A 24,894-nucleotide genomic window follows, 5' to 3' on the forward strand; every position below is an offset into this window, starting at 1 on the left:
TGAAGTCAGTTTCAGTTGATGCCCGAACCGATACGCGACGGTTCGAAGCCGTCCTTGCAGAACCAGCCCGAGCAGTTCAGCCAGATCAGGAAGGCCTTGCCGCGCAGGTTTTCTTCCGGCAGCAGGCCCCAGAACCGGCCGTCGTCGCTGTTGTCGCGATTGTCGCCCATCACCAGATATTTACCAGCCGGCACGGTCCACTGGCCCTGGCCGCGCGGGAAATCGGTCTCCAGCACGGTATGGGTCCGGCCCGGCAGGTGCTCGACCAGCAGGTTGGCGCCTTCGCCCTGGCCACGGTGGCCGGCGTAGATGCCCTTGTTGTCATACTTCAGCGCTTCGCCGTTGAGGGTGACGCTGTCGCCGTCGAAGGACACCGTATCGCCCGGCACGCCGATCACGCGCTTGATGAAGTTCTCGCCCTTGGCCGGGTCGTTGTCGCTGTGGCCGGGGAAGTGGAACACCACCACGTCGCCGCGCGAGGGCTCGCCCACCGGCACGAACTTGGTGTTGCTGATCGGCAGGCGCAGGCCGTAGGAGAACTTGTTGACCAGGATGAAATCGCCGATCAGCAGGTTGGGCATCATCGAGCTGGACGGAATCTTGTACGGCTCGGCAATGAAACTGCGCACCACCAGCACGATGGCCAGCACCGGGAAGAAGGCGCGAGAGTAATCCACCAGCACCGGCTCGGTGTCGAGCAGGCCGGCGCGCTGGGCACGGCGCTTGGCGAAGTACAGCTTTTCGGCAAGCAGGATCAGGCCCGAGGCCAGGGTCAGTACGACCAGGAGGATCTCAAACAGTTTCATTCAGGGTCCTTTGCAACGTCACCGGACGAACGGCCCCGAAGGGCCGCTGCGGGCTTACTTGTTGTCCATCTGCAGCACGGCCAGGAAGGCTTCCTGCGGAATTTCCACGCGGCCGACCTGCTTCATGCGCTTCTTGCCTTCCTTCTGCTTTTCCAGAAGCTTCTTCTTGCGCGAAACGTCGCCACCATAGCACTTGGCCAGCACGTTCTTGCGCATGGCCTTGACCGTGGTGCGGGCGATGATCTGCGAGCCGACGGCGGCCTGGATGGCCACGTCGAACTGCTGGCGCGGGATCAGGTCCTTCATCTTCTCGCACAGCTCGCGGCCGCGGCGGTCGGCATGGCTGCGGTGCACGATCAGCGACAGGGCGTCGACCTTGTCACCGTTGATCAGCACGTCCACGCGCACGAACGGGCCGGCATCGAAGCGCACGAAGTGGTAGTCCAGCGAGGCATAGCCACGGCTGACCGACTTCAGCTTGTCGAAGAAGTCCAGCACCACTTCGGCCATCGGCAGCTCGTAGCTGATCTGCACCTGGCTGCCCAGGTAGTTGATGCCGATCTGGCTGCCGCGCTTTTCTTCGCACAGTTTGATGATGTTGCCGATGTACTCCTCGGGCGTGAGCACGTTGGCGCGGATGATCGGCTCGCGGATCTCTTCCACATGGTTCACCGGCGGCAGCTTGGCCGGGTTGTCCATGTTGATGATGGTGCCGTCGGTCTTCAGGACCTCGTAGACCACCGTCGGCGCGGTGCTGATCAGGTCCAGGTTGTATTCGCGCTCCAGGCGCTCCTGCACGATTTCCATGTGCAGCATGCCCAGGAAGCCGCAGCGGAAACCGAAGCCCATGGCTTCGGAACTTTCCGGCTCGAAGCGCAGCGCGGCGTCGTTCAGGCGCAGCTTGTCCAGCGCTTCGCGCAGGTCCGGGTAGTCCTCGGCATCGACCGGGAACAGGCCGGCGAACACGCGCGGCTGCATTTCCTGGAAGCCCGGCAGCGGCTTGGGCGCCGGATCGGCGGCCAGGGTGAGGGTGTCGCCCACCGGTGCGCCGTGCACGTCCTTGATGCTGGCGGTGACCCAGCCCACTTCACCGGCACGCAGCGCCGGCAGCACTTTCCGCTTCGGCGTGAAGACGCCGACGTTGTCGACCTGGTGGGTACGGCCGGTGGACATGACCTGCAGCTTGTCGCCGGCCTTGATCTGGCCCTGCATGACGCGCACCAGCGAGACCACGCCCAGGTAGTTGTCGAACCAGGAATCGATGATCAGCGCCTGCAGCTTGTCGGTGTCGCGCGGCTGCGGTGCCGGAATGCGGTGCACGATGGCTTCCAGCACGTCCTGCACGTTCAGGCCGGTCTTGGCACTGACCGGCACGGCGTCGGCGGCGTCGATGCCGATCACGGCCTCGATCTCGGCCTTGGCGCGTTCGATATCGGCGGTGGGCAGGTCGATCTTGTTGATGACCGGCACCACTTCCAGGCCCTGCTCGACGGCGGTGTAGCAGTTGGCCACCGACTGCGCTTCCACGCCCTGGGCGGCATCGACCACCAGCAGCGCGCCTTCGCAAGCGGCCAGCGAACGGCTGACTTCATAGGAGAAGTCGACGTGGCCGGGGGTGTCGATGAAGTTCAGGTGGTAGGTCTGCCCATCCTTGGCCAGGTACGGCAGCGACACCGACTGGGCCTTGATGGTGATGCCACGCTCGCGCTCGATCGGGTTGGAGTCGAGCACCTGCGCTTCCATCTCGCGGGCCTGCAGGCCGCCACAGAGCTGGATGATGCGATCGGCCAGCGTGGACTTGCCGTGGTCGACGTGGGCAATGATGGAGAAGTTGCGGATGTTCCGCATCGAATCAGAAGACATAGGTGGCGGCGGCGCGCGGCGTCGTCAGGGTAACGGTGGATTATCGCATGCCCGGGGCCAGCCCGCTTGGGCGCGCTCGCGGGGCGGCTGGAAATGGCCGAAGCCCCGCCAGAGCGGGGCTTCGGGGGAATGCCAGGGCCGCCAGGGGAGGCCGTGAAGGCCTTACTGGCCGGCCTTGACCGCCACGAAGGCGCTGTTGCCGCTGTTGGCACGCACCAGCAGCAGGACCACGTCGCCCTTCTTGTAGCCGGACAGCGCGCGGTTGAGCGCGTCGACACGACCCACCGGGGTATTGCCGACACGCAGGATGACCATGCCCGGCGCCAGGCCGGCATCGCGGGCACTTTCACCCTTGACCCCGGTAATGCGCACGCCCTCGCCCGCATCCAGGCCGAGCTGCTTGCGCTGCGGGGCGGTCAGCTCGGTCACGTCCAGGCCCAGCAGGGCGTTGGCACCGGTCTGCGGGGGCGCATCCGCGTCGGCGGTGGACGTACCACGGCCGTCGGCCTGGCCGTCTTCGGTCAGCGCGGTCAGGGTGGCGCTGAGCTCACGCGGCTTGCCGTCGCGGTAGACCACCAGGGTCACCTTGCTGCCCGGCGCCATGGCACCGATCAGCGGCGGCAGATCGGACCAGGTGTTGACCGCGCGGCCATTGACCGAGCGGATCACGTCACCCAGTTGCACACCGGCCTTGGCCGCGGCGCTGCCCGGCACGATCTGGTTGACCAGGGCGCCACGGCTGTCGGGCAGGCCCAGGCCCTGCGCCTTGAGCGAATCGACCTGCTCGACCACCGCACCCAGCTGGCCACGGGTGACCTTGCCACTCTTCTTGATCTGCTCGACCGCGCTCATCGCCAGGTCGATCGGGATCGCGAAGCTGATGCCCATGTAGCCGCCCGAGGCGGAGAAGATCTGCGAATTGATGCCGACTACTTCACCGCGAGTGTTCAGCAGCGGGCCACCGGAATTGCCCTGGTTGATCGCCACGTCGGTCTGGATGAAGGGCACGTAGCGCTGGTCCGGGCCACCGGTGCTGCGGCCGAGCGCGCTGACGATGCCCGCGGTGACCGAGTGGTCCAGGCCGAACGGCGAACCGATCGCGACCACCCACTGGCCCGGCTTCAGGGTATTGGAATCGCCCAGACGCACGGTCGGCAGGTTCTTGCCTTCGATCTTCAGCAGGGCCACGTCGTACTGCTGGTCGCTGCCGACCACCTTGGCGGTGAACTCGCGGCTGTCACCCAGCTTGACCTTCACATCGCTGGCATCGGCCACCACGTGGTAGTTGGTCAGCACATAGCCGTCGGGCGAGATGATGAAGCCCGAGCCCATTCCACGGCCCTTGATGCTGGGCCCGCTGTCGCCCCCACCCTGCCCCGGCATCGGGAAGTCGGGGCCGAAGAAGCGGCGGAAGAATTCGGGCATCTCGTCGTCGCCGGGGCCCATGCCGCCGCGCGCCTGGCGGTTCTGGCGCACGATGGTGGTATCGACGTTGACCACGCCCGGGCCGACCTGTTCGACCAGGTTGGTGAAATCAGGCAGGCCACTGACCAGCGGCTGCGCCGGTGCGCGAGGGGCGGCGGCCGCTGCGGCCGGCTGCGCCGGGGCGGCCGGTGACGGCGCCTGCGCGCAGGCCATCAACGGCAGGGTCATCACCAGCAGGCCCATGGCATGGGTACGGAATCGGGCAGTCATCGGACGGCAACCTCCGGATCGGATGGAAAAAGGGAGAGGCGCCCCGCCGGCGGCGGGGCGTGGACCGGCGCGCTCCAGGTCAGTCGCGCGGGCGGGGCGGCGTCGGCAGATCGTCCTGCAGGCGCGGCTCGAAGGGATAGAACGCGGCGCCAGCGGACGCGGCCGGGAGGCTGGCGTTGAGGGCGCTGCCGCCGGCCGGGGCCAGGCTGGACTTCGGCCAGGGCCGTGCCTGCAGGCTGCCGACATCGCCGAAGGGCAGATGGCGCGTGTTGGCGGCGGGCACCGACGGCGCCAGCGGCACCGCAGCCGTGGCAACGGCGCGCTGCGGCGCCTCGTCACGCTGGGCCACGCGCGCGGCCTGCTGGCTGCGGGTGGCACTGGCGCGGCGGGCATCCTGGCGGCGGCTGGCGGCCATGGCCACCGCCGGCACAGCGGCCACGGCCATCGCGGCGCTGTCCACCGACGCTTCGGTTACCGGCGCGGCAGCCGGCGCCAGTTCGGCCTGGCTGGCCACCACCTGCGGGGCCGGCGCTTCGCCGGGTGCGGGGGTCTGCAGCTTTTCGCCGCCCATGAACAGGGCCACGGCCGCCACCGAGGCTGCCAGTGCGGCACCGCCGCCCCAGGCACGCCAGCCAGTGCGACGCACCTGCCGGCGCGGTTCAGCCACCGGCGCGGGTTCGGCGGCAATCGCCGCGGCCACGCGTTCACTGAAACCGGCCGGGGCCAGCAGCGAGGCCTGGCCACGCATCACATCGCCCAGCAGCTGCCAGCGTTCCTGGCAGCCGGCCAGTTCCGGATCATGTTCCATGCGGCGCAGCAGGAAGCGCGCCTCGTCGGCGCCCAGCTCGCCATCGACCAGGGCCGACAGCTGTTCGCGGTGGCGCTGGTCCAGGCGTTGCCCGGCCGGGGATTGATGGTTCTGCGATTCGTTCAACGGGTTACTGGTCATACGCGGCTCTTCTCGCGGGTGGCGCTGCCGATGTCCAGCAGCGGCCGGAGTTCAGTGTCGATCGCCTCGCGCGCCCGGAAGATCCGCGAACGCACGGTGCCGATCGGGCACCCCATCTTCTGCGCGATTTCCTCGTAGCTCAGGCCTTCCACCTCGCGCAGGGTGATCGCCGACCGGAGTTCTTCCGGCAGCGCGTTGACGGCCTTCATCACCGTCTGTTCCAGTTCCTGGCGCATCAACTCGCGTTCGGGCGTGTCGGTGTCGCGCAGACGGGTGCCGCTGTCGAACTGCTCGGCATCACCGATGTCGATGTCATCGGTGGGCGGGCGTCGATTGTGTGAAGCCAGGTAGTTTTTGGCAGTGTTCACGGCGATCCGATGCAACCAGGTTGAGAACTGGGCGTCGCCGCGGAAGCTTCCAATGGCGCGATAGGCGCGCATGAAAGTGTCCTGGGCCACGTCCTGACATTCGCTCCAGTCGGCGATGTAGCGACCGACAAGGGCCACCACGCGATGCTGGTACTTGCGCACCAGGACATCGAACGCGGCGCTCTCGCCGTGCTGCACGCGCCGGACCAGTTCCAGATCCAGCTCCTGTGGTGTTTCAACCTCGGCCATGAGGGGCCGCACTCCTGTCAGCCCAACCGACGTCGGGCAATGAGACTGCCAATCCCGGGAAAAGTTCAGTCGCCGATCACCCGGCGCCGCACCAGCTTTTAACCACCGTTCCGCTAGCGTCCGGTTCCACGGCCATGGATCCGGGGTCGCCTACCCCTCCTATTGGGATTTGACGCGGGGGAAACAACCTCTGGATCATAGCCGCTTCTCCATACACAACCGGATGGAACGTCCATGCTCTCAGGCTTCGATGGGCTCCGCTTCAGCCACTGGCACCCCGAAATCCGTGAAGACGGCGTGGTGGTCCTTACCCTGGATCGTCAGGACACCAGCGTCAACGCGATGTCGCAGGACGTGCTGCTGGAACTGGGCGACCTGCTCGAACGCATCGCCCTGGACCCGCCCAAGGGCGTGGTGATCCAGTCGGCGAAGAAGGCCGGCTTCATTGCCGGTGCCGACCTGAAGGAGTTCCAGGAGTTCGACCGCCGCGGCACCGTGAACGATGCCATCCGCCGCGGCCAGTCCACCTACCAGAAGCTGGCCGAGCTGCCCTGCCCCACCGTGGCGGCCATCCATGGCCACTGCCTGGGCGGCGGTACCGAACTGGCGCTGGCCTGCCGCTACCGTGTGGCCTCCAATGACAGCAGCACCCGCATCGGTCTGCCGGAAACCCAGCTGGGCATCTTCCCGGGCTGGGGCGGCAGCGCGCGACTGCCGCACCTGGTGGGTGCGCCGGCGGCGATGGACCTGATGCTGACCGGGCGCACCCTGTCGGCCTCGGCAGCGCGTGGCATCGGCCTGGTCGACAAGGTGGTGGCACCGGCCGTGGTGCTCGATACCGCCGTGGCGCTGGCCCTGTCCGGCACTACCCGGCCGTTCAAGCAGCGCGCGACCGCATGGGCGACCAATACCTGGTTGGCGCGCACGCTGCTGGCACCGCAGATGGTCAAGCAGGTGGCGCGCAAGGCGAAGAAGGACCAGTACCCGGCGCCGTACGCACTGATCAGCACCTGGCAGCGCAGCGGCGGCAAGCCGATCCAGGCACGCCTGGATGCCGAGCGCCGCGCGGTGGTGAAGCTGGCCAGCACGCCGACCGCGCGCAACCTGATCCGCATCTTCTTCCTGACCGAGCGCCTGAAGGGCCTGGGCAGCGGTGATTCCGGCATCCGCCACGTGCACGTGGTCGGCGCCGGCGTGATGGGCGGCGACATTGCTGCCTGGGCCGCCTACAAGGGCTTCGAGGTGACCCTGCAGGACCGCGAGCAGCGCTTCATCGACCCGGCCATGGAGCGCGCGCAGGCGCTGTTTGCCAAGAAGGTGCGCGACGAGAGCAAGCGCCCGGCGGTGGCCGCGCGACTGCGTGCCGACCTGGAGGGCAACGGCGTGGCCGAAGCCGATCTGGTGATCGAGGCCATCATCGAGAACCCCGAGGCCAAGCGTGCGCTGTACCAGACGCTGGAACCGAAGATGAAGCTGGACGCCCTGCTGACCACCAACACCTCGTCGATTCCGCTGGTGGAGCTGCGCGACCACATCCAGCGCCCGGCGCAGTTTGCCGGCCTGCACTACTTCAACCCGGTGGCGCAGATGCCGCTGGTGGAAATCATCCACCACGACGGCATGGCAGCGGAAACCGAGCGCCGCCTGGCCGCGTTCTGCAAGGCGCTGGGCAAGTTCCCGGTGCCGGTGGCCGGCAGCCCGGGCTTCCTGGTCAACCGCGTGCTGTTCCCGTACATGCTGGAAGCGGCCACCGCCTATGCCGAAGGCATTCCGGGCCCGGTGATCGACAAGGCCGCGGTGAAGTTCGGCATGCCGATGGGGCCGATCGAGCTGATCGATACCGTGGGCCTGGACGTGGCTGCCGGCGTGGGCCGTGAACTGGCCCCGTTCCTGGGCCTGCAGATTCCGGCGGCGCTGCAGACGGTAGAACCGGACAAGCGCGGCAAGAAGGACGGCCAGGGCATCTACACCTGGGAAAACGGCAAGCCGAAGAAGCCGGACGTGGCCAGCAACTACCAGGCCCCGACCGATCTGGAAGACCGCCTGATCCTGCCGCTGTTGAACGAGGCGGTAGCCTGCCTGCACGAAGGCGTGGTGGCCGATGCGGACCTGCTGGATGCGGGTGTGATCTTCGGCACCGGTTTCGCCCCGTTCCGTGGCGGCCCGATCCAGCACATCCGCGCGGTGGGTGCCGATGCGATCGTCGAGCGGCTGAAGGCGCTGCAGCAGCGCCACGGCGACCGCTTCGCCCCGCGCCCGGGCTGGGACAACCCCGCCCTGCGCGAACCGGTGGTGTGAGTTGGTAGGCCGGGCCTGCGGCCCGGCACCCGCAGAGGCAACAGCAACAGCCGGCTCTGGCTTTTCTGTTTGCTGGGCGGGGCGGTGTGCGCTGGCAGGACACGCCGTAAACCCGTCCATGAAGTGACCCCCTGAAGTTGGACAGGTGGGGGATCAGGCGGCCAGCGCGGCCTGCTCCCGGTACTGTACGGGGCTCAAGCCCTTTAGTTTCAAGCGGATACGATTCTCGTTGTAGTACCGGACAACGGCCTTGACCGATGTGGAGGTGTTACAGGCCTCTTCGGCGACCTGCAATTTGAAACAAACCTCATATCTATTCATGCAAACCTCGGGGTCGGATTAGGTGTCCAACTCCCGGGGGTCACTTCACCATGGGGGCTCGTAGGCGCCTTGCTCGTGTGCGCAATCCTGCGCACACGGCAAGACCGGGGTTGGGCGTCCTGCCCAACCCGCCCGAGGCATGCCTCGGGCCCATGGCGCCTGCGGTCCTGCCAGCCCACACCGCCCCACCCCTGACAGTTTCCCGGTGACGGTGGGTAAACAGCCACTTCATTTGGGATCACTACGAACTGGTGGGTGGCTAACCTGGTGGCCACCAGGAGCGAAGCGACCGGCGTTTGATTTTGATTTTCTTTTTTCTTTTCCGTGGCTGGACGCCCCGGGAAACCGTCAGGGGCCGGGCGGGTGGGTTGCGCAGGGGCGTGAGCCGCATGGATGCGGCGACCGAGCTTACATGGACGTACTTGCAGCGTCCCCTGCGCAACCCACCCGCCCGGCCACCCACGGAATGCGCGCACCCCGCCCAGCCACGAGGGGCTGCGCCGTTGGCGGGAACCCCGTCGAGCAAGCTCGACGCTACGGAACAGGCTGTTACCCGCATGGGGCATGTCGCCGTCACCACGGCGTGCCATGCTGGCACCCTTGATTCCTGCCAGCGAGAACGCCCGCATGACCACCATCATCGCCCCGCGCGTGCACGACATCGGCGGCCTGGAAGTGCGCCGCGCCGTGCCCACGCTGCAGGCCCGCAGCATCGGTTCGTTCGTGTTCGTCGACCAGATGGGCCCGGCCATCATGCACCCCGGCACCGCCATCGACGTGCGCCCGCACCCGCATATCGGACTGGCCACGGTGACCTACCTGTGGTCCGGCGCCATCGGCCACCGCGATACGCTGGGCTCGGACCAGGTGATCCGCCCCGGCGATGTGAACTGGATGACCGCCGGCCGCGGCATCGCCCATTCCGAGCGCACGCCGCCGCCGGATCGCGGCCACGACAACCCGATCCATGGCATGCAGACCTGGGTGGCGCTGCCGAAGTCGCATGAGGAAATCGAACCGGCGTTCTACCACCACGCTGCGGCCACCCTGCCCGAGCAGCGCCGCAACGGCGTCTGGCTGCGGGTGATCGCCGGCCGCGCCTACGGCGAGGAATCGCCGGTGAAGGTCTTCGCCGATACCCTGAACGTGGCCATCGACCTGGACCCCGATGCCGAGATCGACATCGACAATGGCCACCGCGAACGAGCGCTGTACATCCTGGAAGGCCAGGCCCAGCTGGATGGCGTGGACATTCCCGCCCAGCACCTGGTCATCCCCGAAGCCGGCGCCATCGGCCGCCTGCGCGCAAAGACGCCGGTGAAGGCCATGCTGTTCGGCGGCGAACCGCTGGATGGGCCGCGCCACCTGTGGTGGAACTTCGTGTCCAGTTCCAAGGAACGCATCGAACAGGCCAAGCACGATTGGGAAGCCGGTCGCTTCGGCACGATCCCGGGTGACGACAAGGAATTCATTCCGTTGCCGCAGTATTGACGGCAGTCGAGCGAGCTCGGCGCCAAGGCCAGTGATGGTTACATCTGCAACCGCAATTTGTGCGATCGCTCACGTTCCGTTAAGGTCGGCTTGACCTCCCGTGCACGTGCCGGGAACGTCGGCATCCGGGGATGGGATGCCCGCGCCGCCGGTGCCATCGGCGGGGACTCTAGGCCACACCACCTTGGGGGAATGCATGAAGTTCGTGCCTGTTCTGTTGTCGAGCCTGTTGTTTGCCGCGGCCAACGCCGCCGCACAGGCGCCGGTTGACTGTCCTACGCTGCCAGCCAGCAGTGGCCTGCAATGGCAGCAGCAGGTGCAGAGCGATTTCCTGATCTGCCGCGCCAGCACCGCCGACGGCCGCGAAGTGCTGAGCCTGATGCTGAGCCAACGCGATCCCAACATTCCGCTCAGCCGCTCGCTGCGCGAGGAAAAGGGCAGCTTCGGCGGTGAATCGATGTACTGGTACAAGCCCGACCTGGGCGGCCAGCAGCCGCCCGGCTATGCCGAGCGCCGCATCAGCGTGGTCAAGCTGGACAAGGGCCGCTACGCGCAGATCGCCCTGTACCCGGGCAGCACCCAGGAAATGGGCAGCCTGCAGCAGCTGGCGCAGGGCATGAGCCTGAACCCCACTGCCGTGGCCGACGGCCGCTGAATGAACGCGGGGATGACTGCCTGGCAGCCTCCCCGCCGTCCCGCCCGACCCATCGCCAGCGCCGGGCCCTGCCCGGCGAACGGCGTTGCGTGGGCAGCGCGGGAAAAAACGCCGGGCGGGGCCCGGCGCTACCGCTCAGAAGCGGCCTTCCTGGAAATCGACGAAGGCCTGCATCAGTTCCTGCCGGGTGTTCATCACGAACGGCCCGTGGCGCATGACCGGCTCGCGCAGCGGACGGCCCGCCACCAGGATCAACCGCGCGCCCTCGGCGCCGGCCGACACGTGCAGCTGCTCGCCACCGCCCAGCACGGCCAGTTCCTGCCGCGCCACATCGCGCGCCGCATCCTGCTCGCCCACGGTCAGCGCACCTTCGAACACGTAGGCGAAGGCGTTGTGGCCTTCCGGCAGCGTGTACGTCCAGGCGCGATCAGGCGCCAGGGTGATATCCAGATAGACCGGATCGGTGGCCGGCTGCGCGATCGGCCCTGCGGTGCCATCGACCGTACCGGCGATCACCTTCACCTGCACGCCGTCGGCCGGCTGTACCACCGGAATGCGCTCGGGCGCGAACTCCTGGTACTTCGGCTCGGTCATCTTGTCCCGCGCCGGCAGGTTCACCCACAGCTGGAAGCCACGCATCTGCCCGCTTTCCTGCTCGGGCATCTCCGAATGCACCAGGCCGCGGCCGGCGGTCATCCACTGCACGCTGCCCGGGGTCAGCAGGCCTTCGTTGCCGTGGTTGTCGCGGTGCCGCATGCGCCCGTCCAGCATGTAGGTGACGGTCTCGAAGCCCCGGTGCGGGTGCTCCGGGAAGCCGGCGATGTAGTCCTCGGCGCGGTCGGTGCCGAATTCATCCAACAGCAGGAAGGGGTCCAGATCCGGCAGCGAGGGGCCACCGATGACCCGGGTCAGGCGCACGCCGGCGCCGTCGGACGTGGGCATGCCACGGATCGTGCGCAGCACGCGCATCGGCTCGGGAAGACTCATGGCAACTCCTGTGGGATGGATGCCCATGAAGATGGACGCTGCAGCGCGGCAGGCCAATGGATGGCGCCGCAACCGATTGTTCCATTGCTGGTGTTTGCCGCGCGTCATGTCCGCCGCGCGGCATCGCCTGCGTTGTGTTCGACCAAAGTACTACCGAAGAAGGCTCCCGTGGACATTGACCCTGCCAAGGGCACGCGGGACTCTTTCACTGTCTTTCCGGGAGAGAGCACCTCATGAAAGGGTTTTCCAAACTGGGCTGGGCCGCACTGGCCCTGCTCGGCGCGTTCTGTCTGGGCACCGTCGCCCTGCGCCGCGGCGAACACATCAACGCACTGTGGATCGTGGTGGCCGCGGTATCGCTGTATCTGGTCGCCTATCGCTACTACAGCCTGTTCATCGCCAACAAGGTGATGCAGCTCGATCCGACCCGGGCCACCCCGGCGGTGATCAACAACGACGGTCTGGACTACGTACCGACCAACAAACACGTGCTGTTCGGCCACCACTTCGCCGCCATTGCCGGCGCCGGCCCGCTGGTGGGCCCGGTGCTGGCCGCGCAGATGGGCTACCTGCCCGGCCTGCTGTGGCTGGTGGTGGGCGTGGTGCTGGCCGGCGCAGTGCAGGACTTCATGGTCCTGTTCCTGTCCAGCCGCCGCAACGGCCGCTCGCTGGGTGACCTGGTGCGCGAGGAAATGGGCCAGGTGCCCGGCACCATCGCCCTGTTCGGAGCCTTCCTGATCATGATCATCATCCTGGCGGTGCTGGCCATGGTGGTGGTGAAGGCGCTGGCGGAAAGCCCGTGGGGCATGTTCACGGTGATCGCCACGATGCCCATCGCGATCCTGATGGGCGTGTACATGCGCTACATCCGGCCGGGCAAGATCGGTGAGATTTCCGTGGTGGGCCTGATCCTGCTGCTGGCCGCGATCTGGTTCGGCGGCAAGGTGGCGGCCGACCCGGTCTGGGGCCCGGCCTTCACCTTCACCGGTACCCAGATCACCTGGATGCTGATCGGCTATGGCTTCGTCGCATCGGTGCTGCCGGTGTGGCTGCTGCTGGCCCCGCGCGATTACCTGTCGACCTTCCTGAAGATCGGCACGATCATCGCCCTGGCCATCGGTATCGTGGTGGTGATGCCGGAACTGAAGATGCCGGCACTGACCCAGTTCGCCGCCAGCGGTGACGGCCCGGTGTGGAAGGGCGGCATGTTCCCGTTCCTGTTCATCACCATCGCCTGCGGCGCGGTGTCCGGTTTCCATGCGCTGATTTCCTCGGGCACCACGCCCAAGCTGCTGGCCAATGAAGCGCACATGCGCTACATCGGCTACGGCGGCATGCTGATGGAATCGTTCGTGGCGGTGATGGCGCTGGTGGCAGCCTCGATCATCGATCCGGGCATCTACTTCGCCATGAACAGCCCTGCAGCGGTGATCGGTGCCGACGCCGTTTCGGCCGCGCACTACATCACCAACACCTGGGGCTTCACCATCACCCCGGAACAGTTGAATGCCACGGCGGCGGCGATCGGTGAACCGACCATCCTGCACCGCGCCGGTGGTGCGCCCACGCTGGCGGTGGGCATCGCGCAGATCCTGCACGAGGCCATTCCCAGCAGCAGCGACGCCATGATGGCGTTCTGGTACCACTTCGCGATCCTGTTCGAAGCGCTGTTCATCCTGACCGCCGTGGATGCCGGTACCCGTGCCGGCCGCTTCATGCTGCAGGACCTGCTGGGCAACTTCGTGCCGGCCCTGAAGAAGACCGAATCGTGGACGGCCAACATCATCGGCACGGCCGGCTGCGTGGCGCTGTGGGGCTACCTGCTGTACACCGGCGTGGTCGATCCGTTCGGTGGCATCCAGACGCTGTGGCCGCTGTTCGGCATTTCCAACCAGATGCTGGCCGGTATCGCGCTGATGCTGGGCACGGTGGTGCTGTTCAAGATGAAGCGTGACCGCTACGCGTGGGTGACCGCCGTGCCGGCCGTGTGGCTGCTGATCTGCACCACGTATGCGGGCTTCATCAAGATCTTCGACAGCAACCCGGCGCAGGGTTTCCTGGCACAGGCGCACAAGTACCAGGCCGCCATTGCCAGTGACACCATCACCGCACCGGCCAAGACCGTGGCGCAGATGCAGCAGATCGTGGTCAATGCCTACGTCAACACCGGCCTGACCGCGCTGTTCCTGCTGGTGGTGGCCTCGGTGCTGGTGTATGCGATCAAGACCATCCTGGCCGCCCGTCGCAACCCGCAGCGGACCGACCGCGAGACCCCGTACGTGGCGCTGAAGCCGCACGAAATGGTGGATCTGTAATGAGTACCCAACTGGTTCCGGTAGGCCAGTACCAGGCGCACCGCCGCATCTGGCGGCGCCTGGTGCAGACCGCGCGGCTGTGCTGTGGCATTCCTGATTACGACAACTACGTCCGGCACATGCTGGAAAAGCATCCGGATCAGGAGCCGATGGACTACAAGACGTTCTTCCGCGAGCGACAGGAAGCGCGATACGGCGGCCGCAACGGCGGGCGCTGCTGCTGAGGTGCTGTATGGGTGCCGGGCTTGCAGCCCGGCGCCCGCAGAAGCCAGAGCAACTGCCACTGCGACTGCAAGAGCGTCGGCTCTGGGTTTCTGTTTGTTTGGCGGGGCGGTGTCGGATTGCGGGGACGCCGCAAGTACGTCCGTGTAGGCTTGGCCGCCGCATCCATGCGGCGGACACCCCGCAATCCGACACCGCCCCACCTTCGACAGATTGCCGGTGACGGCGGGACACACGCGGGGTCAGATCCGTTTCCCGAAGGGAACGGATCTGACCCCATTTTGTTTGTCGATATCTGACAGAAGTGCCGACCAACGGTCGGCACCCACCTACAGCCGCGCGACCGAGCCTCCATGGACGGATTCACGGCGTCTCCTGTAACCGGCCCCACCCCCCCCATCCCGCGGAATGCCCGCTGTTGCTGTTGCTTCAGTCGAGCATGGCTCGACTCTACAGCGGGTGCAGGGCTGCAAGCCCTGCTGGCCTAGTCCACCAGGGTGATGGGCGTGAGGGTGACCTTGGCGTTGTTCGCCGCGCCCATGCGGTCGGTGTAGCCCTGCCCGCGCTGCAGCAGGTAGAAGCTGTCCAGGTAATCGATATCGTTGGCAAACCACGAGGTCGGCATGGCCTTGAGGATCGCCCCGGCGATATCGGCAATCACCGCGTACTCGGGAGCGAACGCGCCCAGCGCCGTCTTCACCCCGGTGGCCAGGGCGACCAGCAGCTCCTGGTAGTTGGTATCGCCATCGTCTTCAAACAGCTGCACGTTGGCCGCGTTGAAGCGGTAGTTGCCCCAGATCACCAACGGCTGCTGGGGCGTGTAGTCTGTCTGGTCATGGTCCAGCCACGGCATGTCCACCGTCATCATTTCCGGTTCGGTGGCGTCGACCTGCAGGCCTGACACGACCGCGAACACTTCGGCCGCGCCCAGCGCCCACGGCTCCTGGTCGTCATTCAGACGAATACGGTCCAGGCGGGTGATGTCCAGCGAGGCGCTGGCACCGTCGGCCGACAGGGTGATGCGTTCGGGTGACTGCAGCCCGCGCGCGCGCAGGCCCGCGTTGACCAGAGCCATGCCTTCCTTCACTGCACGGCGGGTATCCACGTCCACGATCAGCACGGGCACGTCCGGCGCCTGCCGGGCATCGAGCAGGTGCGCGCGGCCCTGTGCGTCGTACGCGGTCAGCGTGGTCCAGTCGCGGTCGTTGCCGCGTGGCAGGCTGGCCACCCACAACCGCTCCGGCGCGACCGCAGCCAGCGAGGCACCTGCAGGCACGAACGCCCGCAGCTGCAGCAGCCCCGTCCCCTGCTGGGCCAGACCCTTGCGCTGGCGCACCTGCTGGTCCTGCGTGGCCAGCAGCGTGCTGGCGCGGGTGCGTGCCTGCGGATCGAAGCGGGCCATCACCTGCTGCAGGGCGACTCCCTGCTCCGGCCCCGACTGCAGGGCAGCGCGCGCACTGGCGGCAAACCCCGGCTGGGCCAGCAACGCGGCAACCTCGCGCGCGCTGCTTTCGGTGATCGCCTGTACGTCAGCGCGCTGCGGTGTCAAAGGCGCCTGCGCGAAGGCGCTGCCAGCGGCAAGCACCAGGGTCAGTACTGCCGCACGAAACATCCGTTCTTTCGTCATGGTCATACCTGGGCAGAGGCTGGCGGCTGCCAGCGGAAGTGCCCACGGTACGGAGCGCACCGGATCGGTTCCGGTATGCACCGCACAGTTCGTGCGGTTGCCGGGGAATGCGTCAGGCGCGGCCTGCGCATTCCCCCGGCCGGTTACGCGCCCGCCATCGCCTTCAGGATCAAGCCGGTGACGTAGGCCAGGCCGGTGCCGGTGGCATAGCCCACCGTTCCCAACAGCACGCCCACCGGCGCCAGCGACGGATGGAACGCAGCGGCCACCACCGGCGCCGATGCGGCCGCGCCAATATTGCCCATCGAGCCGACACCGAAGAAGAACAGCGGTGCGCGCACCAGGCGTGCCACGATCCACAGCACCAGCACGTGGGTGGCCATCCAGATCAGGCCCAGGACGAACAGCCAGGGGCGATCCAGCAGCGACAGCAGGTCCATCTGCATGCCGATGCAGGCAATCAGGAAGTACAGGAACACGGTGCCCAGGCGCGATGCACCAGCCGATTCCAGGCGCCGTGCGCGGGTGAAGCTCAGGCCCAGGCCGAAGGCGGTGGACAGCAGCACCACCCACACGAACTGGCTGTCCAGGCTGAACTGGCTGGACCAGCCGACGTTGGCCTTGAACCAGGCGGCCAGCTGCGCGGCAATGGCATGTGCCAGCCCCACCCCGCCCAGCGCCACGCCGACGATCACCATCAGGTCGGTGAGGGTGGGAATGCGCGAGTTCTGCGCTTCATAGGCACTGATACGCGCCTTCATCTCATCGATGGCGCGGGTATCAGCACCGCTGCGGGTGTCGATCTGCTGCGCACGGTTGGCCAGGAACAGCAGGATGGCCATCCACAGGCTGGCGCAGGCCACATCGACCACGGCGAACTGGCCGAAGGTGGTGGCGTCGGTGCCGAAGATCTCGCGCATGGCCACCATGTTGGCGCCGCCACCGATCCAGCTGCCCGCCAGCGCGGCCATTCCCGCCCAGGTATCGCCGGCCACGGTTTCCGGATGGATAAACTTCATCACCTGGAAGGACACGATGGCACCGAGCATGATGCCTGCCGTACCGGCGCAGAACACCAGGATCAGCTTCGGGCCGAGCTTGGCGATGCCTTTCAGGTCGATCGACAGCGTCAGCAGCACCAGCGCTGCCGGCAGCAGCACGTCACGGGCGATCGGGTTGTACAGGGCGGTGTTGTGGCCATCGATCAGCCCAACGGTGTTGTAGATGGCCGGAATGAAGTAGCACAGCAGCAGGGCCGGCACCCAGGCGAAGATCTTCTTCAGCAGCGGGGTGGGGCCACTGGCGGCCCAGAAGATCAGGGCCAGGGTGGCAGCAATCAGGCCAAGGCCTACGATATCGCTGGTGATCAGCGCGGTAGCGGGTTCGGTCGGCATGGGATCCTCTGTCGATCGAAAGGGCGTGGAAAAAAGAAGTGCCGCATCGGTGCGGCACGGCCCGAGGTTAACATCCTCTTCACGCAGGGTCATGCTGCAGTGCCGGCCACCCTGCCCTTCCACAACGGAGCCTGTGCCATGCAACTGGGTGCTTTTTCAGTCAGCCTGTCGGTGAAGGACCTGGCTGCCTCGCGGTCGTTCTACGAGGCACTGGGATTTTCGGTGACCGGCGGCGATGCCAGCCAGAACTGGCTGGTGCTGCGCAACGACGGCATCGTGATCGGGCTGTTCCAGGGCATGTTCGAAGGCAACCTGCTGACCTTCAACCCGGGTTGGGACCAGCACAAGCAGGAACTGGCCGACTTCCAGGACGTGCGCGAGCTGCAGGCGGCCATTGAAGGCAAAGGGATCAAACTGGCCGTGCGCACCGACCCGGATGGACAGGGAACGGGCTATGTGCAGCTGGCCGACCCGGATGGCAACGTGATCCTGATCGACCAGCACGTGCCGCGGCCGAGAACGCGGTAATCCGCGCCGGTTGGCGGCGGCCGGGCGGCAATCCGCTTTGGTAGGCGTCGACCTTGGTCGACGCACAGCGTGCCAACCAAGGTTGGCACCTACCGGGGACTGGCGTGCCAACCAAGGTTGGCACCTACCGGGGACTGGCGTGCCAACCAAGGTTGGCACCTACCAGGGACCGACGTGCCAACCGGGGTTGGCACCTGCCAGGCGTTCTGATCAGGCCGGCCGCGATGCGGCGAAGTCGAGCGTGACCCGGGTGCCGCGTGGTTCACAGGGCTGGAACTGCAGCGTCCAGCCCAGGTGCTCGCAGAGACGGGCAATCAGTTCCAGGCCGATGCCACCGCGGTCGGCGCGCTCACCGCGGGCCAGGCGCGCATGGATCGCGGCGATTTCTTCCGGGCTCATGCCGTGCCCCGGGTCCTGCAGGGTCAGCACGGCCTGCGCGTCCAGGCTCAGCGCGATGTGGCCGCGCCCGCTGTTCTCGATGGCGTTGCGCAGCAGGTTGCCGATGGCCGCCTGCACCACCGCCAGCGGCGCAACGATATCCACCGCCGCCGCCTGGATGCCGATGCTCAGGTCCTTGTCGCCCAGCAGGTGGCGATGGTCGTCGACGATCTCCGGCAGCAACTGGTCCAGCGCGATGCGCTCGGCACGCGAGCTCAACCGCGCCGGGTCGCGCGCCAGCACCAGCAGCAGTTCGATCAGCTCTTCCACGCCCTGCGCGGTGCGCAGCACCCGCTGCATCTGCTGGCGCGCGCGCTCGGGCAGGCCGGGCTGCTCCAGTGCCAGTTCGGCCGCGCCGGTCACGACCGCAATCGGCGTGCGCAGTTCATGGCTGGCCGTGCTGATGAACACCCGTTCGCGCTCGACGAACTGTTCATTGCGGTCCAGGTAATCGTTCAAGGCATCGGCGATGGTGTGCAGCTCGGAGCTGCCACGCGGATCCACCTCGATGCGCTGGCCCTGCTCGCCGGGGCGCAGCGCGCCGATGTTGCGCGCCAGCAGGCTCAACGGCCGCACCATGCGCTCCATGCCGAAGGAGGCCATCATCACGGTGACGAAGATCATGATGATGCCGGCCAGCATCACCCAGCGTGTTGCGAACTGTTCCAGGTCGTGGAAATCGGTGATGTCCAGCGCCAGCGCCACGCGGCCCAGGGTGGGCGTATCGCGCACCATGACGGCCGTTTCGCGGTCGTCGATCAGCACACCGTCATGCAGCCCAGGATGCAGCGTGCGCACGCTCTCAGGCAGGTCGGGCTGGCCGAACCGGTACAGGCTGAGCGTGTCCGAATCCTGCCAGTGATAGTCCGGCTCATGCCGGGTGTGTTCCAGGATGCTGTCCAGTTCGGAATTGAGCAGCGCACGCCAGGCGGCATGTTCGGCATGCTCGTGCACGTAGTTGCCGACGCTGAACACCGCCAGCGACAGCAGCGCCAGGTAGCCCAGCAGCCACCACACCACGCGCCGGTACAGCGGGCCGGGCTTACGCGCGCGGGGCATTGCTGTCGTCCTCTGCCGCCGGGCTCGCAGCCAGGCGATAGCCCACCCGCGGCAGGGTGTGGATCAGCTTGTCGGCGAAGGGACCGTCCACGCTGCGGCGCAGCTCATACACGTGCGAGCGCAGCAGGTCCCCATCGGGCGGTTCATCGCCCCACAGGGCGAATTCCAGTTGCTGCCGGGTTACCGCACCGGGGCTGGCGCGCATCAGCACTTCCAGCAGCTTGCGGCACGCCGGATACAGGTGCAGTGCCTGTCCGCCACGCTGCGCTTCCAGGGTGGCCAGGTCCAGCACCAGATCGGCCACCTGCAGGCGCTTGCGCGGATTGCGGCCCTGGGCCCGCAGCAGCAGCGCCTCCAGCCGCACCTCCAGTTCCGGCAGGGCGAAGGGCTTGGTCAGGTAGTCGTCGGCGCCAGCGCGGAAGCCGGCGATCTTGTCGGGCAGTTCATCACGGGCGGTCAGCATGATGACCGGCACTTCCGAACCGTGCTCGCTGCGCAGGCGGCGCAGCACTTCCGGACCCTCCATGCGCGGCAGCATCCAGTCCAGGATGACCGCATCGTAGGGATGGCTGCCGGCCAGGTGCAGCCCGGTGATGCCATCGGGGGCCACATCCAGCACGTGCCCGCGCGACTCGAAGTAGTCGAACAGATTGGCCACCAGCTGACGGTTGTCTTCGATCACCAACAGGCGCATGCGTAGCGGATCCACGGGAACTGGCCCCATGGTAGCCGTGCCCGTGTCGGAAAGCGGTCGGGATGGCGCCCTTCCGACAGGTTTCCCACGCCGCCAAGCGCAGCCTGTGGCTTTTGCCCCGGAGCCTGCCGTGCCCGACGCCCTGCCCCGCCGTTGGCTGCACCCCCTGCTGTGGCTGCTGGTTGCCGTTGCCCTTGCGGCTGGTTTGGGGCTGCGCCAGGCGCAGCCGCCGGATGAACCGCGCTTCGTACTGGCGGCCCGCAGCATGGTCGAAAGCGGGCAGTGGCTGCTGCCCCATCGCGGGGTCGAACTGTATGCGGAAAAACCCCCGGTGTTCATGTGGTTGCAGGCGGCCGCGCACCAGCTGGTGGGAAGCTGGCAGTGGTCGTTCCTGCTGCCGTCGCTGCTGGCGGCGCTGCTGACGTTGTGGCTGGTGGCGGACCTGGCCCGGCGGTTGTGGTCGCCCCGGCATGCGCTGTACGCGGTGGCCGCGCTGTTCTGCACTCTGCAGTTCGGCCTGATGGCCAAGCGTGCGCAGATCGACATGGTACTGGTGGCCATGACCACGCTCGCCCTGTGGGGCCTGCTGCGCCATCTGTGCGAACGCCGCAACCTGCCTGCGTTGTGGCTGGCCGGTGCCGCCGCCGGCGTCGGCACGGTGACCAAGGGCGTGGGCTTCCTGCCGCTGCTGATCGTGCTCCCCTGGCTTGGCTGGCGGCTGCACCGGCGCCACTTGGGACGGGCCGTGGACGGCCCGCACCCGGCCACCCTGCTGTGGTTGCTGCCGGCCTTCCTGCTGGGCACGGCCGTCTGGCTGGCGCCGCTGGGCTGGGCCCTGCTGCATGAGCCCAGCACCGCATTGCAGTCGTATGCGCATGAGCTTCTCTTCAAACAGACCGGCACGCGATACGCCAACGCGTGGCACCACCGGCAACCGGTCTGGTACTACCTGCAGGTGATGGCCACGCTGTGGCTGCCCGGCAGCCTGCTGTTGCCCTGGCTGCTGCGGCCGTGGTGGCGACGCCTGCGCCGCGGCGACCTGCGCCATTGGCTGCTGTTGGGATGGGCGGTGCTGGTCCTGGTGTTCTTCAGCGCCAGCCCCGGCAAGCGTGAGGTCTATGTGCTTCCCATGCTGCCAGCGCTGGCGCTGGCGGTTGCGCCACTGCTGCCGGGCCTGCTGCGCCTGGTGTGGGTGCGGCGTTACCTGTTCGGCTACAGCGCCGCGCTGATGCTGTGCACCGGTACGCTGGGCGTGCTGCTGATGAGCGACAGCGCATGGGCGCAGGCACAACTGGCACGACGGGCGATGCCCGAGACGTTGCTGCCGGTGCTGGGACAAGGGCTGTTGAGCTTCGCCATCGCCGTGGCAACGCTGGCCGTGTGGCTGCGGGTGCGCCGCGCAGGTCTGTTGGTGCTGCTCAGCCATGGCCTGCTGTGGCTGCTGTACGGCGGCCTGCTGATTCCGGCGCTGGATCCCTTCGCCTCGGCTTCGGCGGTGATGCAACGGGTTGGCCAGCGGATCGGGCCCGATGCCGAACTGGCGATGGTTGCCTGGCGGGAGCAGAACCTGTTGCAGGCCGATCGGCCGGTGCAGGAGTTCGGCTTCAAGCGCCCTTGGGACGAGCAGTGGCACTACGCGGGGCCGTGGCTGGCGCAAGCCCCGCACACACGCTGGGTACTGGTGCTGGACCAGGCCATGAGCCCCTGCGTGGACCGCGCGCAGGTGGTCGATATTGGCGTGGCCAACCGCAATCACTGGTTGCTGCTGCCAGGTACGGCCTGGAACGTGGATTGCCATGCGGCAACGGTCGGGATGTCGCAGGAGGAAGACTGAACGGATCACGGCCGGCGCCGGCAGATTAACCGGTCGGCAACACCGGTCCGACCCTTCTCCGACACGTTGCTGACCAGCATGGCCGCGATTCCCGCCACGGCACCGGCCCGCATGCCCGCACATCCTCTTGCCCCCGCACTCGCGATTGCCCCATCACGGCTGGGCTCGCGCTTCGCGCTGACCCATCTGTGGCTGCCGTTGGCCATTGGCATTCCAGCGTTCGCCCTGCTGATGGGCTTCGGCGGGGACCAGTGGCTGGCCGATCACCTGTACCAACTGCAGGGCGGGCATTGGGCCCTGCAGGAAGCCTGGCTGACCCGCGTGGCGGTGCACCAGGGCGGCAAGTGGCTGAGCACCCTGGCCGCGCTGGTCGCCATCCTGCTGTGCTTCCACCACTGGCGCCGCGGGCGTGACCGCACGCTGCGCTGTGCGCTGTTGTACGTGGTGGCCGCCGTCGCACTGGGCACCGGGCTGGTATCGCTGCTGAAGGCGCTGGTGCCGATGGACTGCCCGTGGGACCTGCTGCGCTACGGCGGCCACGATGCCTTCGTGGGTCTGTTCAGTCACCGCCCGCAGGGCATGCCGGCGCGTGCCTGCTTCCCCGCCGGCCACGCCAGTGCCGGTTATGCATGGCTGTGCCTGTACTTCTTCGCCCTGCTCTGGCGCCCCAGCTGGCGCTGGGTGGGGCTGGGCATCGGCCTGGCCGCCGGGCTGGTGTTCGGCATCAGCCAGCAGCTGCGCGGTGCGCACTTCCTCTCGCACGATGTCGCCACCGCGCTGCTGTGCTGGCTGCTCTCGCTCGGGCTTTTCCTGGGCGTGCAGCGCTGGCTGGCGCGCCCGCGCCGGCAGGAGGCACAGGCATGAACGCATCGGTTGAACGCTCGCCGCGCCTTCCCGCGCTGGCATCGCTGCTGCAGTGGCGGCCGCTGCTGTCCACCGAAGCGCTGATCGCGCTGGCCTGCCTGTTCTTCGCCGTCGCAGGCAACGGGCTGTTCTGGCACAGCGCGATGGCCAGCCACCCCGGCAGCCTGCGCTATGCACTTTCGCTGCTGCTGTTGCTCCTGGGCGCGCATGGCGTGCTGCTGGGGCTGCTTGTGTGGCGCTGGAACGCCAAGGTGATGGTCAGCCTGCTGTTGCTGGTCACCGCGCTCGCCGCGCACTACATGGGGCGCTACCACATCTATCTGGATGCGGACATGCTGCGCAACGTACTGGCCACGGACCCGAAGGAAAGCCGTGAGCTGATGACCGCTTCGCTGCTGTGGCCGCTGCTGTGGCTGGCGGCGGTGCCGATGCTGCTGCTGTGGCGCGTGCAGCTGCGCAGCCGAAGCTGGACCCGCACGCTGCTGTGGCGCGCGGGCTTCCTGCTGCTGGCAGCGGCAACCGCGCTGGGCGGTGCATTGTTGTCGTTCCAGGATGTGTCGGCACTGATGCGCAACCAGCGCGAAGTGCGCTACCTGGCCACGCCGGCGAACGTGATGTTGGGCCTGCCGCGCGCACTGCGCAGCGACAACCCGGTGCAGCGCGCGCCGAAGCTGCCGATCGGCACCGACGCCATGGCGACGCCACGCGCGCCGACCAGCAAGCCGCGGTTGCTGGTGATCGTGATGGGAGAAACGCTGCGTGCGCAGGACTGGGGCCTCAACGGCGGCCGCAACACCACGCCCGAACTGGCCCAGGCGCCGGTGATCAATTTTCCCGACATGCATTCGTGCGGCACCAGCACCGAAGTCTCGCTGCCGTGCATGTACTCGCCCTGGGGCCGGCACGACTACGACGAGAAGAAGATCCGCGCGCACCAGTCGCTGCTGCACGTACTGAACCGCGCCGGCATCACCCCGTTGTGGCGTGACAACCAATCGGGCTGCAAGGGCGTATGCGAAGGTCTGCAGTTCCAGTCGCTGGCCGATGCGACCACGCCGGGGCTGTGCGCGGATGGCCGCTGCATGGATGAAATCCTGCTGCAGGACCTGGCCACGCAGGTGCGCGCAAAGCCCGGCGACCGGGTGGTGGTGCTGCACCAGCTCGGCAACCATGGGCCAGCGTATTTCGAGCGCTACCCTGCCGCGTTCCGCCGCTTCACCCCGACCTGCGACACCCGTGACATCGGCCAGTGCAGCCGCGAACAGATCACCAACAGCTACGACAATGCGGTGCTCTACACCGATCATTTCCTGGCCCGGACGATCGGCACGCTGCAGGGGCTGGATGACTACGACACGGCGATGATCTACCTGTCCGACCATGGTGAATCACTGGGCGAAAAGGGCTTGTTCCTGCATGGCGTGCCCTACGCGATCGCGCCGGCCGAGCAGACCCGGGTGCCAATGACGATGTGGTTCTCGCCGGGCTTCGCCCGCAGCCGTGGATTGGATCTGCAGTGCGTGCGCAAGCGCGCGGTGGCATACACCGACCATGACAATCTGTTCCCCTCGGTGCTGGGGCTGATGCAGGTGAAGACCGCACTGTACGAACGCGACCGCGACGTATTCGCCAACTGCGCGCGGTAGGGGTATTTGTGGCAGGGCTTGCAGCCCTGCACCTGCCGAATCAACGTCAACGTCAACGTCAAAAGCGGGGTATCCGTGGGGTGGCGGGGCGGTGTCGGATTGCGGGGACGCCGCAAGTACGTCCGTGTAGGCTTGGCCGCGGCACCCATGCCGCGGACACCCCGCAATCCGACACCGCCCCACCTCTGACAGTTAGCCGGTGGTCAGTAGATCCACGCCATGCGTGGATGAAATCTGTCGGATATCCAAATAAATCTGGGGTCAGAGCCCGTTGCGCAGCAACGGGATCCGACCCAGTCATTCCGACAGAACGCAGGAAACTGTCGAAGGTGGGGTGGGTCCGGTCGAGGGGGCGTGAGCGCCATGGATGGCGCGACCGAGCCTACATGGATGTATTTACGGCGTCCCCCTCGACCGGACCCACCCCGCCACCCCACGGATACCCAGCTTTTGACGTTGCCGTTGCCTTTGCCGTTGCCGTTGCCGTTGCATTGAGCGGGTGCAGGGCGCAGCCCTGCCGGACATTTGCCACTTGCGGTGGCTGCGGCCGCCCACTAGCCTTCGGCCGTCGTTCACCACCCAAGGACTACC

Annotated in this window: 20 protein-coding genes; 9 read left to right on the top strand and 11 right to left on the bottom strand. The window is 67.2% G+C overall.

Annotated elements, in window-relative coordinates:
* Nucleotides 1–11: 11 nt before the first annotated feature.
* The 5 genes from lepB to rpoE form a co-directional block, all read right to left on the bottom strand.
* On the bottom strand, nt 12–806 hold the full coding sequence (lepB, locus tag C1931_RS14705; protein WP_108750711.1) for a signal peptidase I: 795 nt from the start codon (nt 804–806) through the stop codon (nt 12–14).
* A 54-nt stretch (nt 807–860) separates the two neighbouring features.
* The gene (lepA, locus tag C1931_RS14710; protein WP_164272953.1) at nt 861–2,654 is read right to left on the bottom strand and encodes a translation elongation factor 4; all 1,794 of its coding nucleotides are present in this window, start codon (nt 2,652–2,654) and stop codon (nt 861–863) included.
* 177 nt (nt 2,655–2,831) lie between these two features.
* Nucleotides 2,832–4,364: a DegQ family serine endoprotease gene (locus C1931_RS14715; RefSeq protein WP_108756871.1), complete on the bottom strand. Its 1,533-nt coding sequence runs from the start codon at nt 4,362–4,364 to the stop codon at nt 2,832–2,834.
* Nucleotides 4,365–4,443: 79 nt separating this feature from the next.
* Nucleotides 4,444–5,313 (bottom strand): sigma-E factor negative regulatory protein, encoded by an 870-nt coding sequence (locus C1931_RS14720; RefSeq protein WP_108756872.1) that lies wholly within the window; start codon nt 5,311–5,313, stop codon nt 4,444–4,446.
* Nucleotides 5,310–5,930 (bottom strand): RNA polymerase sigma factor RpoE, encoded by a 621-nt coding sequence (gene rpoE / locus C1931_RS14725; protein ID WP_108750715.1) that lies wholly within the window; start codon nt 5,928–5,930, stop codon nt 5,310–5,312. Before rpoE ends, C1931_RS14720 begins: the two co-directional genes overlap by 4 nt.
* A gap of 234 nt (nt 5,931–6,164) precedes the next feature.
* Between rpoE and C1931_RS14730 the strand changes: the two genes are divergently transcribed.
* Complete coding sequence (locus tag C1931_RS14730; RefSeq protein ID WP_108756873.1) at nt 6,165–8,228, top strand: 3-hydroxyacyl-CoA dehydrogenase NAD-binding domain-containing protein; 2,064 nt, start codon at nt 6,165–6,167, stop codon at nt 8,226–8,228.
* A gap of 153 nt (nt 8,229–8,381) precedes the next feature.
* Here the strand turns inward: C1931_RS14730 and C1931_RS20610 are convergent, their stop codons facing one another.
* A complete protein-coding gene (locus tag C1931_RS20610; RefSeq protein ID WP_199913885.1) occupies nt 8,382–8,549 on the bottom strand; it encodes an IS3 family transposase in 168 nt (55 codons plus the stop codon).
* A 627-nt stretch (nt 8,550–9,176) separates the two neighbouring features.
* On the opposite strand from C1931_RS20610, the gene C1931_RS14740 reads away from it, so the two are divergent.
* Together C1931_RS14740 and C1931_RS14745 are read left to right on the top strand one after the other, a co-directional pair.
* On the top strand, nt 9,177–10,040 hold the full coding sequence (locus C1931_RS14740; RefSeq protein WP_108751630.1) for a pirin family protein: 864 nt from the start codon (nt 9,177–9,179) through the stop codon (nt 10,038–10,040).
* Between the two features lie 196 nt (nt 10,041–10,236).
* A complete protein-coding gene (locus C1931_RS14745; protein WP_108753807.1) occupies nt 10,237–10,695 on the top strand; it encodes a hypothetical protein in 459 nt (152 codons plus the stop codon).
* Between the two features lie 135 nt (nt 10,696–10,830).
* Here the strand turns inward: C1931_RS14745 and C1931_RS14750 are convergent, their stop codons facing one another.
* Nucleotides 10,831–11,682: a pirin family protein gene (locus C1931_RS14750; RefSeq protein ID WP_108756874.1), complete on the bottom strand. Its 852-nt coding sequence runs from the start codon at nt 11,680–11,682 to the stop codon at nt 10,831–10,833.
* 233 nt (nt 11,683–11,915) lie between these two features.
* On the opposite strand from C1931_RS14750, the gene C1931_RS14760 reads away from it, so the two are divergent.
* Together C1931_RS14760 and C1931_RS14765 are read left to right on the top strand one after the other, a co-directional pair.
* Nucleotides 11,916–13,997, top strand: a complete 2,082-nt coding sequence (locus C1931_RS14760) for a carbon starvation CstA family protein (RefSeq protein ID WP_108750721.1) — start codon at nt 11,916–11,918, stop codon at nt 13,995–13,997.
* The gene (locus C1931_RS14765; RefSeq protein ID WP_049467479.1) at nt 13,997–14,221 is read left to right on the top strand and encodes a CstA-like transporter-associated (seleno)protein; all 225 of its coding nucleotides are present in this window, start codon (nt 13,997–13,999) and stop codon (nt 14,219–14,221) included. Before C1931_RS14760 ends, C1931_RS14765 begins: the two co-directional genes overlap by 1 nt.
* A gap of 482 nt (nt 14,222–14,703) precedes the next feature.
* Here the strand turns inward: C1931_RS14765 and C1931_RS14770 are convergent, their stop codons facing one another.
* A complete protein-coding gene (locus C1931_RS14770) occupies nt 14,704–15,846 on the bottom strand; it encodes a DUF3103 family protein (protein WP_159095507.1) in 1,143 nt (380 codons plus the stop codon).
* 143 nt (nt 15,847–15,989) lie between these two features.
* Nucleotides 15,990–17,240, bottom strand: a complete 1,251-nt coding sequence (locus C1931_RS14775; protein ID WP_108756876.1) for a DUF819 family protein — start codon at nt 17,238–17,240, stop codon at nt 15,990–15,992.
* 138 nt (nt 17,241–17,378) lie between these two features.
* Here C1931_RS14775 and C1931_RS14780 point away from each other — a divergent pair, with 138 nt between their 5' ends.
* Nucleotides 17,379–17,768: a VOC family protein gene (locus C1931_RS14780; protein ID WP_108756877.1), complete on the top strand. Its 390-nt coding sequence runs from the start codon at nt 17,379–17,381 to the stop codon at nt 17,766–17,768.
* Between the two features lie 210 nt (nt 17,769–17,978).
* Here the strand turns inward: C1931_RS14780 and C1931_RS14785 are convergent, their stop codons facing one another.
* Nucleotides 17,979–19,265, bottom strand: coding sequence for a HAMP domain-containing sensor histidine kinase (locus tag C1931_RS14785; protein ID WP_108753814.1), 1,287 nt, complete (start codon nt 19,263–19,265; stop codon nt 17,979–17,981).
* Entirely contained in the window at nt 19,249–19,959 is a 711-nt protein-coding gene (locus C1931_RS14790; protein ID WP_108753815.1) for a response regulator transcription factor, read from the bottom strand. Before C1931_RS14790 ends, C1931_RS14785 begins: the two co-directional genes overlap by 17 nt.
* A 130-nt stretch (nt 19,960–20,089) precedes the next feature.
* On the opposite strand from C1931_RS14790, the gene C1931_RS14795 reads away from it, so the two are divergent.
* The 3 genes from C1931_RS14795 to C1931_RS14805 all read left to right on the top strand — a co-directional run bounded on the left by C1931_RS14795 (nt 20,090) and on the right by C1931_RS14805 (nt 24,303).
* Nucleotides 20,090–21,793: a glycosyltransferase family 39 protein gene (locus C1931_RS14795; RefSeq protein WP_108756878.1), complete on the top strand. Its 1,704-nt coding sequence runs from the start codon at nt 20,090–20,092 to the stop codon at nt 21,791–21,793.
* Nucleotides 21,794–21,904: 111 nt separating this feature from the next.
* On the top strand, nt 21,905–22,657 hold the full coding sequence (locus C1931_RS14800) for a phosphatase PAP2 family protein (RefSeq protein WP_108757778.1): 753 nt from the start codon (nt 21,905–21,907) through the stop codon (nt 22,655–22,657).
* The gene (locus C1931_RS14805) at nt 22,654–24,303 is read left to right on the top strand and encodes a phosphoethanolamine--lipid A transferase (RefSeq protein ID WP_108756879.1); all 1,650 of its coding nucleotides are present in this window, start codon (nt 22,654–22,656) and stop codon (nt 24,301–24,303) included. The genes C1931_RS14800 and C1931_RS14805 overlap by 4 nt, the downstream gene beginning before the upstream one ends.
* Nucleotides 24,304–24,894 lie beyond the last annotated feature (591 nt).

Origin of the sequence: Stenotrophomonas sp. YAU14A_MKIMI4_1 (genome assembly GCF_003086855.1) — a bacterium.
Lineage (GTDB): Bacteria > Pseudomonadota > Gammaproteobacteria > Xanthomonadales > Xanthomonadaceae > Stenotrophomonas.

What these genes read in the sequence shown, in the direction of transcription:
- C1931_RS14715 (WP_108756871.1), bottom strand. Translation starts at nt 4,364, where the DNA reads ATGACTGCCCGATTCCGTACCCATGCCATGGGCCTGCTGGTGATGACC.
- C1931_RS14775 (WP_108756876.1), bottom strand. Translation starts at nt 17,240, where the DNA reads ATGCCGACCGAACCCGCTACCGCGCTGATCACCAGCGATATCGTAGGC.
- C1931_RS14770 (WP_159095507.1), bottom strand. Translation starts at nt 15,846, where the DNA reads ATGACGAAAGAACGGATGTTTCGTGCGGCAGTACTGACCCTGGTGCTT.
- C1931_RS14805 (WP_108756879.1), top strand. Translation starts at nt 22,654, where the DNA reads ATGAACGCATCGGTTGAACGCTCGCCGCGCCTTCCCGCGCTGGCATCG.
- C1931_RS20610 (WP_199913885.1), bottom strand. Translation starts at nt 8,549, where the DNA reads ATGAATAGATATGAGGTTTGTTTCAAATTGCAGGTCGCCGAAGAGGCC.
- C1931_RS14745 (WP_108753807.1), top strand. Translation starts at nt 10,237, where the DNA reads ATGAAGTTCGTGCCTGTTCTGTTGTCGAGCCTGTTGTTTGCCGCGGCC.
- C1931_RS14750 (WP_108756874.1), bottom strand. Translation starts at nt 11,682, where the DNA reads ATGAGTCTTCCCGAGCCGATGCGCGTGCTGCGCACGATCCGTGGCATG.
- C1931_RS14800 (WP_108757778.1), top strand. Translation starts at nt 21,905, where the DNA reads ATGCCCGCACATCCTCTTGCCCCCGCACTCGCGATTGCCCCATCACGG.
- C1931_RS14730 (WP_108756873.1), top strand. Translation starts at nt 6,165, where the DNA reads ATGCTCTCAGGCTTCGATGGGCTCCGCTTCAGCCACTGGCACCCCGAA.
- C1931_RS14790 (WP_108753815.1), bottom strand. Translation starts at nt 19,959, where the DNA reads ATGCGCCTGTTGGTGATCGAAGACAACCGTCAGCTGGTGGCCAATCTG.
- C1931_RS14740 (WP_108751630.1), top strand. Translation starts at nt 9,177, where the DNA reads ATGACCACCATCATCGCCCCGCGCGTGCACGACATCGGCGGCCTGGAA.
- C1931_RS14765 (WP_049467479.1), top strand. Translation starts at nt 13,997, where the DNA reads ATGAGTACCCAACTGGTTCCGGTAGGCCAGTACCAGGCGCACCGCCGC.
- C1931_RS14720 (WP_108756872.1), bottom strand. Translation starts at nt 5,313, where the DNA reads ATGACCAGTAACCCGTTGAACGAATCGCAGAACCATCAATCCCCGGCC.
- C1931_RS14760 (WP_108750721.1), top strand. Translation starts at nt 11,916, where the DNA reads ATGAAAGGGTTTTCCAAACTGGGCTGGGCCGCACTGGCCCTGCTCGGC.
- C1931_RS14780 (WP_108756877.1), top strand. Translation starts at nt 17,379, where the DNA reads ATGCAACTGGGTGCTTTTTCAGTCAGCCTGTCGGTGAAGGACCTGGCT.
- lepA (WP_164272953.1), bottom strand. Translation starts at nt 2,654, where the DNA reads ATGCGGAACATCCGCAACTTCTCCATCATTGCCCACGTCGACCACGGC.
- lepB (WP_108750711.1), bottom strand. Translation starts at nt 806, where the DNA reads ATGAAACTGTTTGAGATCCTCCTGGTCGTACTGACCCTGGCCTCGGGC.
- rpoE (WP_108750715.1), bottom strand. Translation starts at nt 5,930, where the DNA reads ATGGCCGAGGTTGAAACACCACAGGAGCTGGATCTGGAACTGGTCCGG.
- C1931_RS14785 (WP_108753814.1), bottom strand. Translation starts at nt 19,265, where the DNA reads ATGCCCCGCGCGCGTAAGCCCGGCCCGCTGTACCGGCGCGTGGTGTGG.